Annotated in this window: 15 protein-coding genes; 7 read left to right on the top strand and 8 right to left on the bottom strand. The window is 59.9% G+C overall.

Features of this window, described 5'->3' with window-relative positions:
* Positions 1–39: 39 nt before the first annotated feature.
* A complete protein-coding gene (locus tag FDP08_RS12260; protein ID WP_137436426.1) occupies positions 40–1005 on the top strand; it encodes a threonine ammonia-lyase in 966 nt (321 codons plus the stop codon).
* Positions 1006–1023: 18 nt separating this feature from the next.
* Here FDP08_RS12260 and FDP08_RS12255 read toward each other — a convergent pair whose 3' ends face one another.
* From FDP08_RS12255 to FDP08_RS12235, 6 genes are all read right to left on the bottom strand, one after another.
* The gene (locus FDP08_RS12255; RefSeq protein ID WP_257791958.1) at positions 1024–1656 is read right to left on the bottom strand and encodes an SDR family oxidoreductase; all 633 of its coding nucleotides are present in this window, start codon (positions 1654–1656) and stop codon (positions 1024–1026) included.
* Position 1657: 1 nt separating this feature from the next.
* A complete protein-coding gene (locus FDP08_RS20490) occupies positions 1658–1798 on the bottom strand; it encodes a hypothetical protein (RefSeq protein ID WP_228263296.1) in 141 nt (46 codons plus the stop codon).
* A gap of 18 nt (positions 1799–1816) precedes the next feature.
* Positions 1817–2965 carry an acyl-CoA dehydrogenase family protein gene (locus tag FDP08_RS12250; protein WP_137436425.1) on the bottom strand — a complete coding sequence of 383 codons (1149 nt, stop codon included), beginning with the start codon at positions 2963–2965 and terminating at the stop codon, positions 1817–1819.
* A gap of 9 nt (positions 2966–2974) precedes the next feature.
* On the bottom strand, positions 2975–4162 hold the full coding sequence (locus tag FDP08_RS12245; protein ID WP_137436424.1) for an acyl-CoA dehydrogenase family protein: 1188 nt from the start codon (positions 4160–4162) through the stop codon (positions 2975–2977).
* 197 nt (positions 4163–4359) lie between these two features.
* Positions 4360–5541, bottom strand: a complete 1182-nt coding sequence (locus tag FDP08_RS12240; RefSeq protein ID WP_137436423.1) for an acetyl-CoA C-acyltransferase — start codon at positions 5539–5541, stop codon at positions 4360–4362.
* A 62-nt stretch (positions 5542–5603) separates the two neighbouring features.
* Complete coding sequence (locus FDP08_RS12235; protein ID WP_137436422.1) at positions 5604–7700, bottom strand: 3-hydroxyacyl-CoA dehydrogenase NAD-binding domain-containing protein; 2097 nt, start codon at positions 7698–7700, stop codon at positions 5604–5606.
* Between the two features lie 200 nt (positions 7701–7900).
* On the opposite strand from FDP08_RS12235, the gene FDP08_RS12230 reads away from it, so the two are divergent.
* Together FDP08_RS12230 and FDP08_RS12225 are read left to right on the top strand one after the other, a co-directional pair.
* Entirely contained in the window at positions 7901–8512 is a 612-nt protein-coding gene (locus tag FDP08_RS12230; protein ID WP_137436421.1) for a TetR/AcrR family transcriptional regulator, read from the top strand.
* The gene (locus tag FDP08_RS12225) at positions 8502–9317 is read left to right on the top strand and encodes a hypothetical protein (RefSeq protein ID WP_228263295.1); all 816 of its coding nucleotides are present in this window, start codon (positions 8502–8504) and stop codon (positions 9315–9317) included. Before FDP08_RS12230 ends, FDP08_RS12225 begins: the two co-directional genes overlap by 11 nt.
* Positions 9318–9321: 4 nt before the next feature.
* Here FDP08_RS12225 and FDP08_RS12220 read toward each other — a convergent pair whose 3' ends face one another.
* The gene (locus FDP08_RS12220) at positions 9322–10194 is read right to left on the bottom strand and encodes an alpha/beta fold hydrolase (protein ID WP_137436420.1); all 873 of its coding nucleotides are present in this window, start codon (positions 10192–10194) and stop codon (positions 9322–9324) included.
* 64 nt (positions 10195–10258) lie between these two features.
* On the bottom strand, positions 10259–11167 hold the full coding sequence (locus FDP08_RS12215; RefSeq protein WP_137436419.1) for an alpha/beta hydrolase: 909 nt from the start codon (positions 11165–11167) through the stop codon (positions 10259–10261).
* A 109-nt stretch (positions 11168–11276) separates the two neighbouring features.
* On the opposite strand from FDP08_RS12215, the gene FDP08_RS12210 reads away from it, so the two are divergent.
* From FDP08_RS12210 to FDP08_RS12195, 4 genes are all read left to right on the top strand, one after another.
* Positions 11277–12281, top strand: coding sequence for a GlxA family transcriptional regulator (locus FDP08_RS12210; protein ID WP_137436418.1), 1005 nt, complete (start codon positions 11277–11279; stop codon positions 12279–12281).
* A 39-nt stretch (positions 12282–12320) separates the two neighbouring features.
* Positions 12321–13271, top strand: coding sequence for a 23S rRNA pseudouridine(2604) synthase RluF (gene rluF, locus FDP08_RS12205; RefSeq protein WP_137436417.1), 951 nt, complete (start codon positions 12321–12323; stop codon positions 13269–13271).
* 79 nt (positions 13272–13350) lie between these two features.
* Entirely contained in the window at positions 13351–13983 is a 633-nt protein-coding gene (locus tag FDP08_RS12200) for a MarC family protein (protein ID WP_137436416.1), read from the top strand.
* A gap of 40 nt (positions 13984–14023) precedes the next feature.
* Entirely contained in the window at positions 14024–14578 is a 555-nt protein-coding gene (locus FDP08_RS12195; protein ID WP_137436415.1) for a gamma-glutamylcyclotransferase, read from the top strand.
* Positions 14579–14582 lie beyond the last annotated feature (4 nt).

Here is a 14582-nt window from a genome sequence, read left to right as displayed (position 1 = left end):
TGGGGCCATGGTTTGGGTAAGGAGCAACAGGAGCGCGACATGACCAAACCTACCCTTCCTGACATCTCGCGAATTCTGGAGGCGGAGCAGCGCATAGGGGCACAACTGAGCGAAACGCCGCTTCTGACTGTGCCGGATCTGGATGCCGCCATGGGCCAGTCAATTGCGCTGAAGTGCGAGAGCCTTCAGCGCACCGGAAGCTTCAAGGCCCGTGGCGCCCTGAACTGGCTGCTGACTGCCAGTGAAGACGAACTCACGGCCGGCCTGGTGACGGTGTCTGCCGGGAATCACGCCATTGCCCTGGCATGGGCGGCGGCCATGCAGGATGTGCCGCTCACTGTGGTGATGCCTGAAGGTTCCAGCCCCCTGAAGATCAGTCGCACCCGGGCACTGGGTGCTGAGGTCATTGTTCAGGGCACTATCCAGCAGGCGGTGGCCCGGTGCCACGAATTGCGGGATGAGAAGGGGCTGACCCTGGTTCACCCCTATAACGATGTTCGCATTATGGCCGGGCAGGGTACCGTCGGGTTGGAATTGCTGCGCCAACGGCCGGATGTGGATCGAGTGTTGTGCCCTATTGGCGGTGGTGGACTGATTTCCGGACTGGGTCTGGCTATCAAGGCGCAGCGGCCGGAAGTGGAACTGATCGGTGTGGAGCCGGAAGGCGCAGCCACTATGTTCAATGCCTGGCAAAAGCAGGATGCCAGTGCCAGCCTCGATTCGGTGAATACCTGGGCCGCCAGCCTGGCCCCGGCAGTAGTCGGGGATTGCACCTACGCCGCCTCCCGACAGGTGGTGGACCGTATTGTGACTGTTTCCGAGGCAGGTATTCGGGAAGCCACCCGGCGCCTGCTGACCGAGGCCAGGCTCTATGTCGAGCCCGGCGCCAGCGTGGGCCTGGCAGCGTTACTGGAAAACCAGGTTCTGCCTGCTCCAGAGAAGAACACGGTTCTGATCATTACTGGCGGCAATCTGGATCCGGAACAGGTCAGTCAGTGCCTGTGACCGATTATTGGTGCACGCTTAGCTGACCAGTGTGCCGCCATCCACAGCCAGGCATTGACCGGTAATATGCCGCCCGGCCTCGGAGGCCAGCAGTACGGCGGCGCCCTTGAGATCTTCCTCGCCACCAAAGCGATTCAGCGGAATACGCTCCAGCATCTTGTCACCCTGGGCATCCAGCAGTCCCTGGGACATTTTCGACGGGAAAAAGCCCGGGCAGAGGGCGTTCACGTTGATGTTGTAGTGGCCCCACTCGGATGCCAGCGCACGGGTGAAATTCACCATGGCGCCCTTGCTGGTGTTGTAGGCGATGGTTTTCATGCCTTCCGGGTTACCGGACAGGCCCGCGATGGAGGCGATGGTGATCACCTTGCCGGTGTTGCGGGGAATCATGCAGCGCTTTCCCACCGTCTGGGTGAGGAAGAATGCGGCGTTGACGTTCAGGTTCATCACCTTCATCCAGCCTTCCGCCGGGTAGTCTTCCGCTGGCGCACCCCAGGTGGCACCGGCGTTGTTGACCAGGATATCGATATCGCCAAGCTGGCTGACCACCTGATCCACTACGGCGGGAATGCCCTCCAGGTTGGACAGATCTGCGGCGATCGTTACCACCTCAACCCCCTGGCTTTCGAGGTGGGCTTTAGCGTCGTCCAGTTCATGCTGCTTGCGGGCGCTGATGGCAATTCTGGCACCCAGCTCGCCCAGCTGCCTCGGCCATCTGCAGGCCCAGGCCCCGGGAGCCGCCGGTGATGAAAGCGACCTTGCCGGTCAGATCCAGTAGTTGTTTTACGCTCATGGTGCTCTCCTTGAGGGTTCAGGCAGTCGTTGTCAGCAGGCCGTCGCTGACCTGTGCCAGGTGGTGATCGGCATCGCCGAACAGCAGGTTGATCAGGGTAAGGCGCTTGAACAGGTGGGCGGCGAACATTTCGTCGGTCACGCCCATACCGCCATGCAGTTGCACCCCTTGCTGCCCCACATAACGCGCGGCCTGGCCGACCAGGGTCTTGGCCATGGAGATGGCTTCGCGGCGGCTGGCCAGGTCGTCGGAGCCCGCTTCGCTGGCCGCAAGAATGGCCATGGTTTTCGCCTGTTCGGTCTGGATGAACATGTCTGCCATGCGGTGCTGCAGTACCTGGAATTTGCCGATGGGTACCCCGAACTGCTTGCGGGTCTTGATGTACTCAAGGGTAGCAGCGTTCATGGCTTCCATGGCACCAACCGCTTCCGCGCACAGGGCGGCAATGCCCAGATCCACGGCTTTTTCGATGGCCGGGAAAGCCTCGTCAATGGCACCAATCAGGTTGTCGGCACTGACGGTGACATTGCTGAAACTGATCTCGGCGGTACGGTGGCCATCGTGGGTGGCGAAGTCGTCCACTTTCACGCCTTTGGCGCTGCTATCCACCAGAAACAGGGACAGCCCGGATTCATCATTCACGCCACCACTGGTGCGTGCGGATACAATCAGCTGGTTGGCCTGGCCACCATGAAGCACGGCGGTTTTCTGCCCGCTGATCAGGAAATGGTCGCCATCCTTGCGGGCGGTCGTCTGCACATGGCTCAGGTTGTAGCGGGCACCCGGTTCGTAGTGAGCCAGTGCCAGAAGCCTTTCGCCGCTGGCAATGCCGGGAAGGATGTCCGCTTTCTGGGCATCGTTCCCGGCATCACGGATCAGCCCGCCGGCCAGCACCACTGTGGCCAGATAGGGTTCCACCACCAGGCCACGGCCAAAGTTTTCCATCACCACCATGGTGTCGATGGCGTTGCCACCCAGCCCGTCATAGTCTTCCGGGAAGGTGAAGCCAAGCAGTCCCATCTCGGCGAAGTTCGACCAGGTGGCCCGGTTAATGCCGGTTCCGGAGCTGATTATTTCCCCGCGCTTTTCGAAGCCGTATTCGTTGGTCACAAAGCGGCGCAGAGAATCGTTCAGCATTTGCTGTTCTTCGCTCAGATCAAAATTCATAGCGCCTCCTTAAAGACCTAGCACGAGTTGGGAAATGATATTGCGCTGGATCTCGTTGGACCCACCAAAGATCGACAGCTTGCGCATGTTGAAGTAATCGCCGGCAGAGGGCGTGGCCTCCATTGAGCCCGCCCGTGGACCGTTGTAGTCCAGCTCCAGCGCCTCCGAAATATGGGCACTGGCATCCTGGCCGCCCGCCTCCATCAGCATTTCAAACAGTTGCTGGCCGATTTCGGTGCCACGAATTTTAAGAATCGATGCTTGGGGGCCGGGGCCACGCTTGTCGGTCAACACCCGCAACACGGTCAGCTCAAGAGCGCGCAGCTCGGCATCCAGCTGCGCCAGCCGGTCGCGGAAGCGGGTGTTCTCGATCAACGGCCGCTGGCCATCCTGTTCCTGGCGCGCCACTTCCTTGAGCCGCTTCATCATGGCTTTCCACTGTCCCACGTTGGCCAGCCCGGTACGCTCGTGACCCAGCAGGAACTTGGCGTAGGTCCAGCCCTGGTTCTCCTCACCAATCAGATTCTCGGCCGGCACCTTCACGTTGTCGAAGTAGACCTCGTTAATCTCATGCTCACCGTCCAGCATGATGATGGGCCGAACCTCGATGCCGGGGGTGTTCATATCAATCAGCAGGAACGAAATGCCCTGTTGCGGCTTGCCTTCATTGCTGGTCCGTACCAGACAGAAAATCCAGTCGGCATGTTGGCCGAGGGTGGTCCAGGTTTTCTGGCCATTGACGATGTAATGGTCGCCTTCGCGTTTGGCGGACGTGCGCAGCGAGGCAAGGTCGGAACCGGCGCCCGGCTCGGAGTAACCCTGACACCACCAGTCTTCACCACTGACAATGCCCGGCAGGAAGCGCTGCTTTTGCTCATCGTTCCCGAATGTCATGATCACCGGTGCGACCATGCGCAGCCCGAAATCCAGCTGGCGGGGCGCACCGGCAAGGGCACACTCTTCCTCGAAGATGATCTGCTGAATCGGGTCCCATCCGGTACCGCCAAACTCTTTTGGCCATGTGGATGCACCCCAGCCCTTATCAAACAGAATCTTCTGCCAGCGCTCGGTCATTGCTTTGTCCGGGCGCAGGCGTTTCTGTACCCGTTCGCGGATGTCGTCCGGCAGGTTGTCTTCAAGAAACTGGCGCACTTCAGCGCGGAACGCCTCTTGTTCTGGGGTGTAATTCAGGTCCATGTTTTACCTCTTTGTCCGTTGGCTGAGGTTGATGGTTTTAGCTTGTTCGTGGCCTGCTGGTTTTTACTGCCCGGCCTATTAGCTCTGGGGCGGCGCCGAATGGGTATCCCCTTTCAAAACACGCTCCTTCGGCACATGGACGTGCCGAAGGAGCGCGTTTTGGACACCCCTATCGGCCAGCCGCTTCCCCTCAGGTTTTAGGCAACCTCAAACAAACCGGCAGCACCCATACCCGTACCGACGCACATAGTAACGACGATGTACTTAACGCCCCGGCGCTTGCCTTCGATCAGGGCGTGGCCGACCAGGCGGGAACCGGTGGTGCCGTAGGGGTGGCCGATGGCAATGGCGCCGCCGTTGACGTTCAGGCGGTCCATCGGGATGCCCAGTTTGCGCTGGCAGTAAAGCAGCTGAACGGCAAAGGCTTCGTTGAGTTCCCACAGGCCAATATCGTCGACCGTCAGACCGGCACGCTTGAGCAGTTTGGGAACGGCGTACACTGGGCCGATGCCCATTTCGTCGGGTTCACAGCCGGCTACCGCAAATCCACGGAAGATCCCCAGGGGCGCGACGCCTCGCTGTTCGGCGATTTTGCTGTCCATCAGGACACACGCAGAGGCACCATCAGAGAACTGGCTGGCGTTGCCTGCGGTGACCACGCCACCTTCTTTGGCAGAGCGGATTTTGCTGACGCCTTCCAGGTTGGTGTCCGGGCGGATGCCTTCATCCTGGCTGACGGTCACTTCCCGGGTGCTGAGCTGGCCGGTGGCCTTGTCGGCAACGCCCATGGTGGTGGTGATGGGCACGATTTCGTCGTCGAATTTGCCTTCGTCACGGGATTTGGCGGCCAGCTGCTGGCTGCGTACGCCGTATTCGTCCATGTCTTCTTTCTTGATGTCGTAACGTTTGGCGACAGTTTCGGCGGTGTCCAGCATGGACCAGTAGAGCTCCGGCTTGTGCTCAGCCAGCCAGGGTTCCATGAAATAGTTCTGGTTGACGTTGGCCTGAACCGTGGAAATGGATTCGACACCACCGGCGACCATCACCGGCACCCGGTCCACGGCAATGTGGTGAGCTGCCATGGCGATGGCCTGCAGGCCGGAAGAACAGAAGCGGTTGATGGTGGCGCCTGCGACGGATACTGGCAGGCCGGCGCGGATCGCCCCCATGCGGGCAACGTCGTTACCGGTGGAACCTTCTGGCAGGCCGCAGCCCATCAGCACGTCTTCAATTTCGTTAGGGTCGACTTTTGAGCGCTCGACGGCATGCTGGATGGCATGGCCGGCCAGTGTGGCACCGTGGGTCATGTTCAGGCCGCCGCGCCAGGATTTTGCCAGTGGCGTGCGGGCGGTGGATACGATGACAACATCATTGGACATAACAATTCTCCTCAGCTCGAAGCGCCGATGCTCTGGGCGCCCCGAATAAAATGGTTTACCGGTTATTTGCTATCGAAACCTTTGCCTTCCTCGGCGCGCTTTGCCAGCAGCGCCGCCGGCTCCCAGAAGCCTGGCTGAGTGTGGCGGTCTTCGGTGAAGGCCTGCATGGCGCGAACCACGTTGGGCAGCCCGACTTCTTCGGCGTAATGCATGGGGCCGCCGCGGAACACGGGAAAGCCGTAACCGGTCAGGTACACCATGTCGATATCGGAAGCGCGCTGGGCGATGCCTTCGTCGAGAATCTGCGCGCCTTCGTTAACCAGGGCATAAACACAGCGTTCGATAATTTCCTGGTTGCTGATCTTGCGCGGGGTAATGCCAAGCTCGGCGCGAACCTCGTCCACCACCTTGTCCACTTCCGGATCGTGCAGGGCGTTACGGTTGCCCGGCTCGTAGCGATAGAAACCGGCGCCGGTCTTCTGGCCGTAGCGGCCCATTTCACAGAGGCGGTCGGCCACAACCATCTTCACCATGTCCGGGTTTTCTTCATACTGGCGTTTGCGGATGGCCCAGCCGATGTCGCCGCCGGCCAGGTCGGCCATGCGCAGCGGGCCCATGGCAAAGCCGAATTTCTCGATAGCCTTGTCGATCTGCTGCACGCTGGCGCCTTCTTCCAGCATCAGCAGGGCTTCGCGCTGGTACTGGTTGATCATGCGGTTGCCGATAAAGCCGTCGCAGACTCCGGAGACCACGGCGGTCTTCTTGATGGTCTTGGCCAGTTTCATGGCAGTGGCCAGAACGTCCTTGGCGGTTTTCTCGCCACGTACCACTTCCAGCAGCTTCATGATGTTGGCCGGACTGAAGAAGTGCAGGCCGATGACGTCTTCCGGGCGTTTGGTGAAGCTGGCGATCTTGTTGAGATCCAGGGTGGAGGTGTTGGAGGCCAGGATGGCGCCTTGCTTGCACACTTCATCCAGCTTCTCGAACACGGACTGCTTCACGCCCATTTCTTCGAACACGGCTTCGATCACCAGGTCCGCGTTGCTCAGGTCGTCATAGGTTAGCGATGGCGTGAGCAGCGCCATCTTGGCCTTGGCATCATCCTCGCTCATGCGGCCTTTCTTTACGCGGCCTTCGTAGACTTTACGGATAGCCTCAACACCACGGTCCAGGCCTTCCTGCTTCATTTCCACCAGGGTCACCGGAATGCCGGCGTTGAGGAAGTTGATGCTGATGCCGGTGCCCATGGTGCCGCCACCGATCACGCCCACGGATTTGATGTCGCGAACCGGAGTGTCGGAGGGAACATCGGCAATTTTGCTGGTCAGGCGCTCGGAGAAGAAGGCATGACGCAGGGCGCGGGATTCGGGCGTCTGCATCAGGTTTACAAAGGCTTCACGCTCGATCTTCATGCCCTGCTCGAAGGGCTTGGTCACCGCCGCTTCGACTGCGTCCACGCACTTCAGCGGCGCCGGGTAGTTCTTGGCCATGGCACCCACGGTATTGCGGGTGAACATAAAGAAGCCTTCGGGATTGGGGTGCTTGGCTTTCAGGTCACGCACTTTCTTCAGCGGCAGGTTTTCGCTGACCACCTTGGTGGCGTAGGCAATGGCGGCGTCCCGCAGTTCACCATCGACAATCTCGTCAAACAGGGCGCTGCCCTTGAACTGCTTCGCAGGTACCACGCTGCCGGACACGATCATGTTCAGGGCGTGTTCGGCACCAATTACCCGGGGCAGGCGCTGGGTGCCACCGGCGCCGGGCAGCAGGCCGAGCTTTACTTCCGGCAGGGCGATCTGGGCATCGGGTTTGGCGATACGGTAATTACAACCCAGGGCCAGTTCCAGCCCGCCGCCCATGCAGGCACCGCTGATCGCTGCAATGACCGGTTTGCGGCTGGTCTCGACGTAATGGATCACCGTGTTCAGGTTGGGTTCGGCGGTGGCTTTTCCGGTTCCGAATTCACTGATGTCGGCACCACCGGAGAAAGCGCGGTCGGAGCCAATCAGGACAACGGCCTTGACTGCATCATCAGCTTCCGCCTGGCGGATGCCATTCACAATGCCCTGGCGCAGAGCCAGGCCCAGACCGTTAACCGGTGGATTGTCGAGTCGGATAACGGCAATGGCGCCGTTTAAATCGTAATGGGCGGTACTCATTGGGCAGCTCCCTGGTACTGGAATCGGGTTAATCGGTGGTATGAAGACCTTTGTTGAATTCTCCATACACTGGTGTATTGTTGTTCCATACACTAATGTATGTTTTGGGCAGGGTCAACGGTTTCAAATTTGTTGAGCCTGTTCATGTAGAATGCACCCGCAGGTTTCCCAAACCGCCAGCAGCAGGATCCGGACACCGAATGACTGACGCCAGACCAACCCGACGCAAGACGTCGGAAAAAGCACAATTGACCCGTGACGACTGGCTGGACGCCGCCGCCGGGGAAGTGGCCGCTGGCGGTTTCGGCCACTTGCGGGTGCTGACACTTGCCAAAAAACTCGGTGTCACCCGGGGCAGTTTCTATTGGCACTTCAAGGATCATGAGGATCTGGTGGTCAGCTTTCTCGACCGTTGGCGGGATCGGCGGCTCCACGAGCTCCAGTACTGGAAGCCGAAGGGGGGCGATGTGGAAACGGAACTGCGGCAGATCCTGGAACTGCTGCTCACCGACGCCTCCCGCAATATCCGCCGCCTTCAGGTGGAGCTGGCGGTGCGGGATTTTGCCCGCCGCAACGACTACGCAGCGGAGCTGGTGACCGAGGTGGACGAAGCACGGATCAACCAGAACTGCGAGCTTTATGAACGCCTGAGCAGCGATCCCCAGCGCATACGGGACCTGTCATTGCTGATGTATGTGGCCACCATCGGATCGCAGGTGGTGCTCACAGGCAAGAAGGGCGATGCCGAGACCATCCGCCGGGTTGAAGACCTGATGGCACGCCTGGCATTGGGGCAGCGTGATGACAACTAGATGGCTGGCCCTGGTCGTGCTTGGCGCCTGCGTTGGCTCCACTCTGGCCGCCCCTGCCGATGATGCCTGCATGGACGGCGCGAAAACCGAACTGGAAGAGCTGTACTGCACCGTCGTCAGCGAAGGACAGGGCGCCGGCTTACCGTCGCCAACGGATTTCAAACGCAACGATCCGGGCGTTCAGGCACTGTTGCTGCGTCGCCCTGCCGGTCGCCTGGGTCTGGAGGTGCCGCAGGTCAGTGGTACCTCGGCGAAGTCGCAGCCGCCACACGCAAAACCAGAACCCGCACCTGCCGAAACGGAAGACGATCCTGGTCCAACAGGCCGGTTGACTGAGTGCCGCCTGGAAGGCAAGCGCATTACCTGCCCACAACGCCGTTTCGAGCTTGTTGCAAACCAACCCAACAGCAAGCTGGCGGAGGATGTGCTTGAGCCGGATAATCGCCTGGGGCTGAGCTCGTTCAAGGACAACCGGAATGACGAGGAGGAGGTCCGGCGTTACCTGTCAGACGCCTATGACCGCTACATTCCCAAAATGGTGGACATTGGCCTGGGCGCCAACACCATGAGTTTTACCGCGTTCCACAATGCCTTTCATACCATGGAAGAAGGCGGGGTCGACTTTGCCCGGCGCATGGAGCAGACATTCGCGCTGCTCAAACAGGACAAGAAAAGCCTGGCGGTAAAAGCCCGTTATCACGATGAGTTGCCGCAGGACCTCTCCCTGTGCACGGTGATCAACCGCGACATCGTTGTGTGCGACAACGTGGGTACCAACTGGGTGTTCGTCAGCCCCTCCCGTTAGCCGTTCAATCGTTATCCAGGAAATCGTTGAGGTAGCCCGCCACCGCAGCCGGCTGCTCTTCCTGCAGGAAATGCCCGGCCTCTACCTGCTCTACTTGTAGTGACTCGAAGCACTCCTCAATGTGATTGAGGTATTCCGGAATAATTACCTTGTCCTTGTTGCCATAGATATACAGGGAGGGCATCGGCCAGCGATGGCCTGCCGTGGTGGCCCAGCGTTTGGCATCATCGTGAAAGGTTCGGTAGTAATTGGAGCTGGTGCCGGGGGTGCCCGGAATCCGGAAGCTGCGCAGGTATTCGTCGAACGCGTCCTGTGGAAAGGGCTCACCATTCCAGGTGCGCAGGAAATGCTTCAGCCAGGTCTCTTCCGCGCCAGGGATCATGGCCTCGGGCAGCCCCGGCGTTTGCATGAAGTGCTGGTACCAGTAGGCGGCACCACTGCCGGAGCGGACCTTTTCGATGACTTCCTGATTGCCCTTGAGATTGTTGATGATGGCAATGTTCATGATCACCATTCGCTGCACGCGATCGGGGATGGCCAGGGCCACTTCCTGGGCCACAATGCCGCCCCAGTCATGGCCCACAAGCTGGAAGTCCCTGATACCCAGGCTGTCGAGCAGGCTGATTACATCCTGCGCCATTTCCTGTTTGCGGTAGTGTTCGACTCCAGGGGTGCGTTCACTGTCGCCCAGCCCCCGCAGATCCGGGGCAATGATACGAAACCCCGGTTTCAGGTGTGCGGCCACGTGCTCCCAGCAGTAGGAGCTCTCCGGCCAGCCGTGGATCATCACCAGTGGCTGACCCTCGGGGCTGCCGCCTTCCCGCCAGGCGAAGCGGCCCCGGGGCGTTTGTTGCTGTCTCGGGTCGGACAATTGCATTGCGGGACTCCGTGTTCGTTAACGTCTGGCTCAAAACCATAAACGGCTTGGCGCAGGGGTGCAATCAGACGGTGTCCACCGGTCGGCCCAGATCCCGCAGTACGGTTTCAACAACCATTGGGCTCCATAGCAGGCGATGGTGGCCAAGTCCCCGGGTGCGTAACACGTTGGCGTTTTTCCAGTTATTGGAAATACGCTCGCTTTCTGCTGGCGAAATGGAGTTGTCTTCGTCATCGATCACGATCAGGCCCCTTTGGGTGAATGACCGGGACAGGTTTTTCAGGTCCAACTGCTCCCAGATGGATTTGCCAAAACGCTCCTCCATCAGCTGAAGGTGAACCGCCAGAACTTCCTGGCTCAACCCCAGTTGCCTTCCCAGGTTGTTCATTACAGCGGTAAGACTGACCGGGGGTGCCAGCATCACCAGATAGTTGGCCTGAAGCCCGTCTGCGATGGCTTTGGCCACTGCGATGCTGCCAATGGAGTGCGCCAGAATGCCATGAACCCGACCAACACTGGCCGCTACCCTGGCGGTGACTTCAGCCATTTCGAGCAGGTCGGTGCTTTCGCCCTGGGCGCGGCCGTGGGCCGGGGCATCGAACAGCACCACGCGATAGCCGGCTTCCACCAGCGGAGTCACCCAGGCGCCAAACTGGATGCCGGCCCCGGCCCAGCCGTGAACGCCAAGAACCACCGGGCCCTGGCCCCAGGAGTACACGGGTATGGTGCGGGCGCCGTGCTGGAGTTGGGTATAGCTATCGGCGTTGTCCAGCAGGTATTCATAGCGGATCGGCACAGGCAGGCGGGAGGGCCTGAAGGCCATGCGGTTTACCAGCCGACCGGCTTTCTGCGGTGAAACCTTGCCATACAGCTGCAGGGCCAGCCGGGTGGCGGAGAACCCGGAATCGCGCGGAGCCTTCTGGATCGCCGGGCGTTGAAAGATCTCTGATTGGGTGTTCAGTTGTGAGGTCATGGTGAAAGTCCTTCTTCCTGCGTTGGTGAATGACAGGTTCAGGTTAGGGCTTGCAGCTTGTCAGCAGGAGTGTCATATTTGACATATAAAGTGCGAAAAGGGCCAATCCATGTTCAACATTGCCATCGTTGCCTTGCCCAACTGCCATGCCTCCGGCGTGCACGGTGTGATGGATTTCTTTACCGTTGCCAATTACTGTGGCCGCGCCCCCGCCGGCCACAGCGAGCCGTTGTTCAACTGCCAGGTGGTAACGGTGGACGACGAACCCGTGCGTGGTTACAGCGGTGCCTTGGTCACACCGACCATTGAACGGGGACGCTTCCAGGCGGATCTGATCGTGGTCGGGTCTGCCGTTGAAGCCGCCGTTGGTGTGGAACGCCTTGAGCAAACCCTGGCCCCGTCAAAACCCCTGTTTGGCTGGCTGCAGGGCGCTTTGGAGCGGGGCGCGGTGCTGGCCAGTGTCTGTACCGGCAGTTTTGTGCTGGCGGAAGCGGGGCTGCTGGATGACCAGGTGGCCACCACCCACTGGCGGGCCGCCCCGCTTTTCCGCAGCCGCTACCCCCATCTGCGTCTGGAAGAGGATCAACTGCTGGTGGATAACGGCCAGATCATCTGTGCCGGCGGTGCCACCGCGTTTGTGGACATGTGCATTTACCTGGTGGAGCGTTTCGCGTCACCCGCTGTTGCCCTGGCCTGCAGCAAGATGCTGGTACTGGATGGCCGCCGCACGGAGCAGACACCCTACATGGCGTTCTACAGCCAGAAAGCCCACCAGGATGACGCTATCCGCAAGGCCCAAGGATGGCTTGAACAGCATTACGCAGACGCGCTGACCATCGATGAGGTGGCTGCTGTAGCCGGCCTTGGCACCCGAACCTTCAAGCGCCGGTTCAAGGAAGCCACCGGGGAAACCCCCCTCGGCTACCTGCAGCATCTGCGCATTGAGGCTGCGAAACATTTGCTGGAATCCAGCCGGGAACAGACGGCTCGCATTATCTGGAGCGTGGGTTACGAAGACGCCAGTTCGTTCCGAAGGCTGTTCAAACGCACGGTAGGTTGTACCATGGAGCACTATCGCAAGCGTTTCAGCTATGTATCCCCACATGCAGCGTAGACCGTAAACGACCCTGACCAGACTCTTTATAGGAACTTCATGCCCGGTAAACACTCGACCCGCCTCAACAAATACATCAGTGAGAGTGGCATGTGTTCCCGGCGGGAGGCAGACCGCTACATCGAGAACGGCAACGTCGCCATCAATGGCAAGGCCGCCCAGGTGGGGGATCAGGTCCTGCCCGGGGACAAGGTCACGGTCAACGGCCAGCTGATCGAACCCCGTGACGAAGAAGACCTGATCTTTATCGCCCTGAACAAACCCGTAGGCGTGGTCAGCACCACCGATCCGGCGGAGCCCAGGAACATCGTCAATCATGTGGGCCATGGCGAGCGGATATTTCCCATCGGCCGCCTCGACAAGGACTCCCAGGGGCTGATCTTTCTTACCAGTAACGGCGACCTGGTCAACAAGATCCTGCGGGCCGGTAACAACCACGAGAAAGAATACCTGGTGACCGTCAACAAGCCGGTGACTGCGGAGTTTGTGCAGTGCATGAGTGCCGGCGTGCCGATCCTGGGCACGGTCACCAAGCGCTGCAAGGTAGAAAAAGTGTCCCGGTTCGTGTTCCGAATCGTCCTGGTGCAGGGCCTGAACCGGCAAATCCGCCGCATGTGTGAGTTCTTTGATTACGATGTCACCAGGCTCGAGCGGGTGCGCATCATGAACATCAGTCTGAAGGGATTGCCGGTTGGCGAGTGGCGTGACTTGGGTGAGAGGGAGTTGAAGGGACTTTTTGACATGATCCGGGATTCGTCGTCGGAGGTCAGCCCGGACAGTCGCAGCGAAACGAAGAAGCCGGCGGGGAAAAAGCCGGGCAAAAAGGCCGGCAAACCGCCCCAGGGCGCTCGCGGTAAGAATGCAAAAGGCGGGTTGCCCGGAAAACCGCCTGGGAAACCGGCCGGAAAACGCGGTAAACCCCCGCGGCCGGGAAAACCCGCAAAACCGGTGAAGCCACGTAAACCCCGGAAATCCATTGTTAAACGGTAGAGTAGGTTCACTTCCGTACGGCACTCAGGCACCACTGCCGTTATGCTATACCGTTTTCACTTCTGGCCGGATATTCTGAATGTTTGAAGCGTTTGTCAGTACCTACATCAGCAGCACGATTCGATTTCTGTTCCTGCTGGCCCCGTTCTTTGTGGTAACCATGTTCCTGGCGCTTACCCGGGGCTTGCCGGCGGCGGAAAAGAGTTCGATTATCCGCCGCTCGACCGTGTCGGCGCTGATCCTGGGGCTGATACTGTTCTTTGCCGGCCCGCTGCTGTTCAGCGCCATCGGTATTACCCTGAACTCGTTCCGGATTGGCGCCGGCAGTCTGCTGTTTCTCACCGCTATCAGCCTGGTCACCAGTGGCACCCGCAACCACGCCACCGGTCTGCCGGATGAGGACCGTGACGACATCGCCGTGGTTCCCCTGGCCATTCCGGTGATGATCGGCCCGGCCACCATTGGTGCCATACTGGTTTATGGTGCCGAGCTGAGCAGCGTTCCGGAAGTAACAGGCGGTCTGCTGGGGCTGGTGTCAGGGTTGGTCATATTGGGAGTATTGCTGCACCTGTCCGGTTACCTTGAAAAGGTTCTGGGCAAAACCGGGCTGAACATACTCTCCAAGATAAGCGGGCTGATCCTGTCCGCCATGGCGGCAGAAATTGTACTGACGGGCATCGCCGGATTTATCGCGTCGACGGCGGCCACCTGAGGGTCTCAACCAGCGTTCGTGAGAAAGGGGCAGTACCACAATGTCATTTGATACCGTAGAGCATAACCGCAGCCGCCAGCAGTTCGACGGGGTGTCTTCCGTATGGCTGTTTGGGTATGGTTCTCTGATCTACAAGGTGGATTTTCCGTTCCTTGAGCAGCGCCCCGCAACCATTGAGGGTTGGGCCAGGCGTTTCTGGCAGGGCTCCCACGATCACCGGGGTACGCCGGAAGCCCCGGGCCGGGTGGCCACGTTGATTGAGCAGTCTGGCGCAATGTGCAAGGGCATGGCCTATCGGGTGTCACCGGAGGTGTTCGAACATCTGGACGTACGCGAGAAAAATGGCTACCTGCGTTTCAGCACCCCCATGGCGTTTGACGATGGCAGCAGCGCAGAAGGCCTGGTGTACATCGCCACCGAAGACAATGCCGCGTTCCTGGGGCCAGCCCCTGTCCTGGACATCGCCCGCCAGATTGCACGTTCGTCGGGCCCCAGCGGCCCCAACAGTGAATATCTGTTGAAACTGGCTGACGCGCTCAGAGCCCTCGGAGATCACGACCCACACGTATTTGAACTGGAATCTCACCTGATTTGATCCA

Source organism: Marinobacter panjinensis (genome assembly GCF_005298175.1).
Lineage (GTDB): Bacteria > Pseudomonadota > Gammaproteobacteria > Pseudomonadales > Oleiphilaceae > Marinobacter > Marinobacter panjinensis.
Note: the sequence above shows the minus strand (reverse complement) of the source record. Positions and strands in the feature narration are given on the sequence as shown.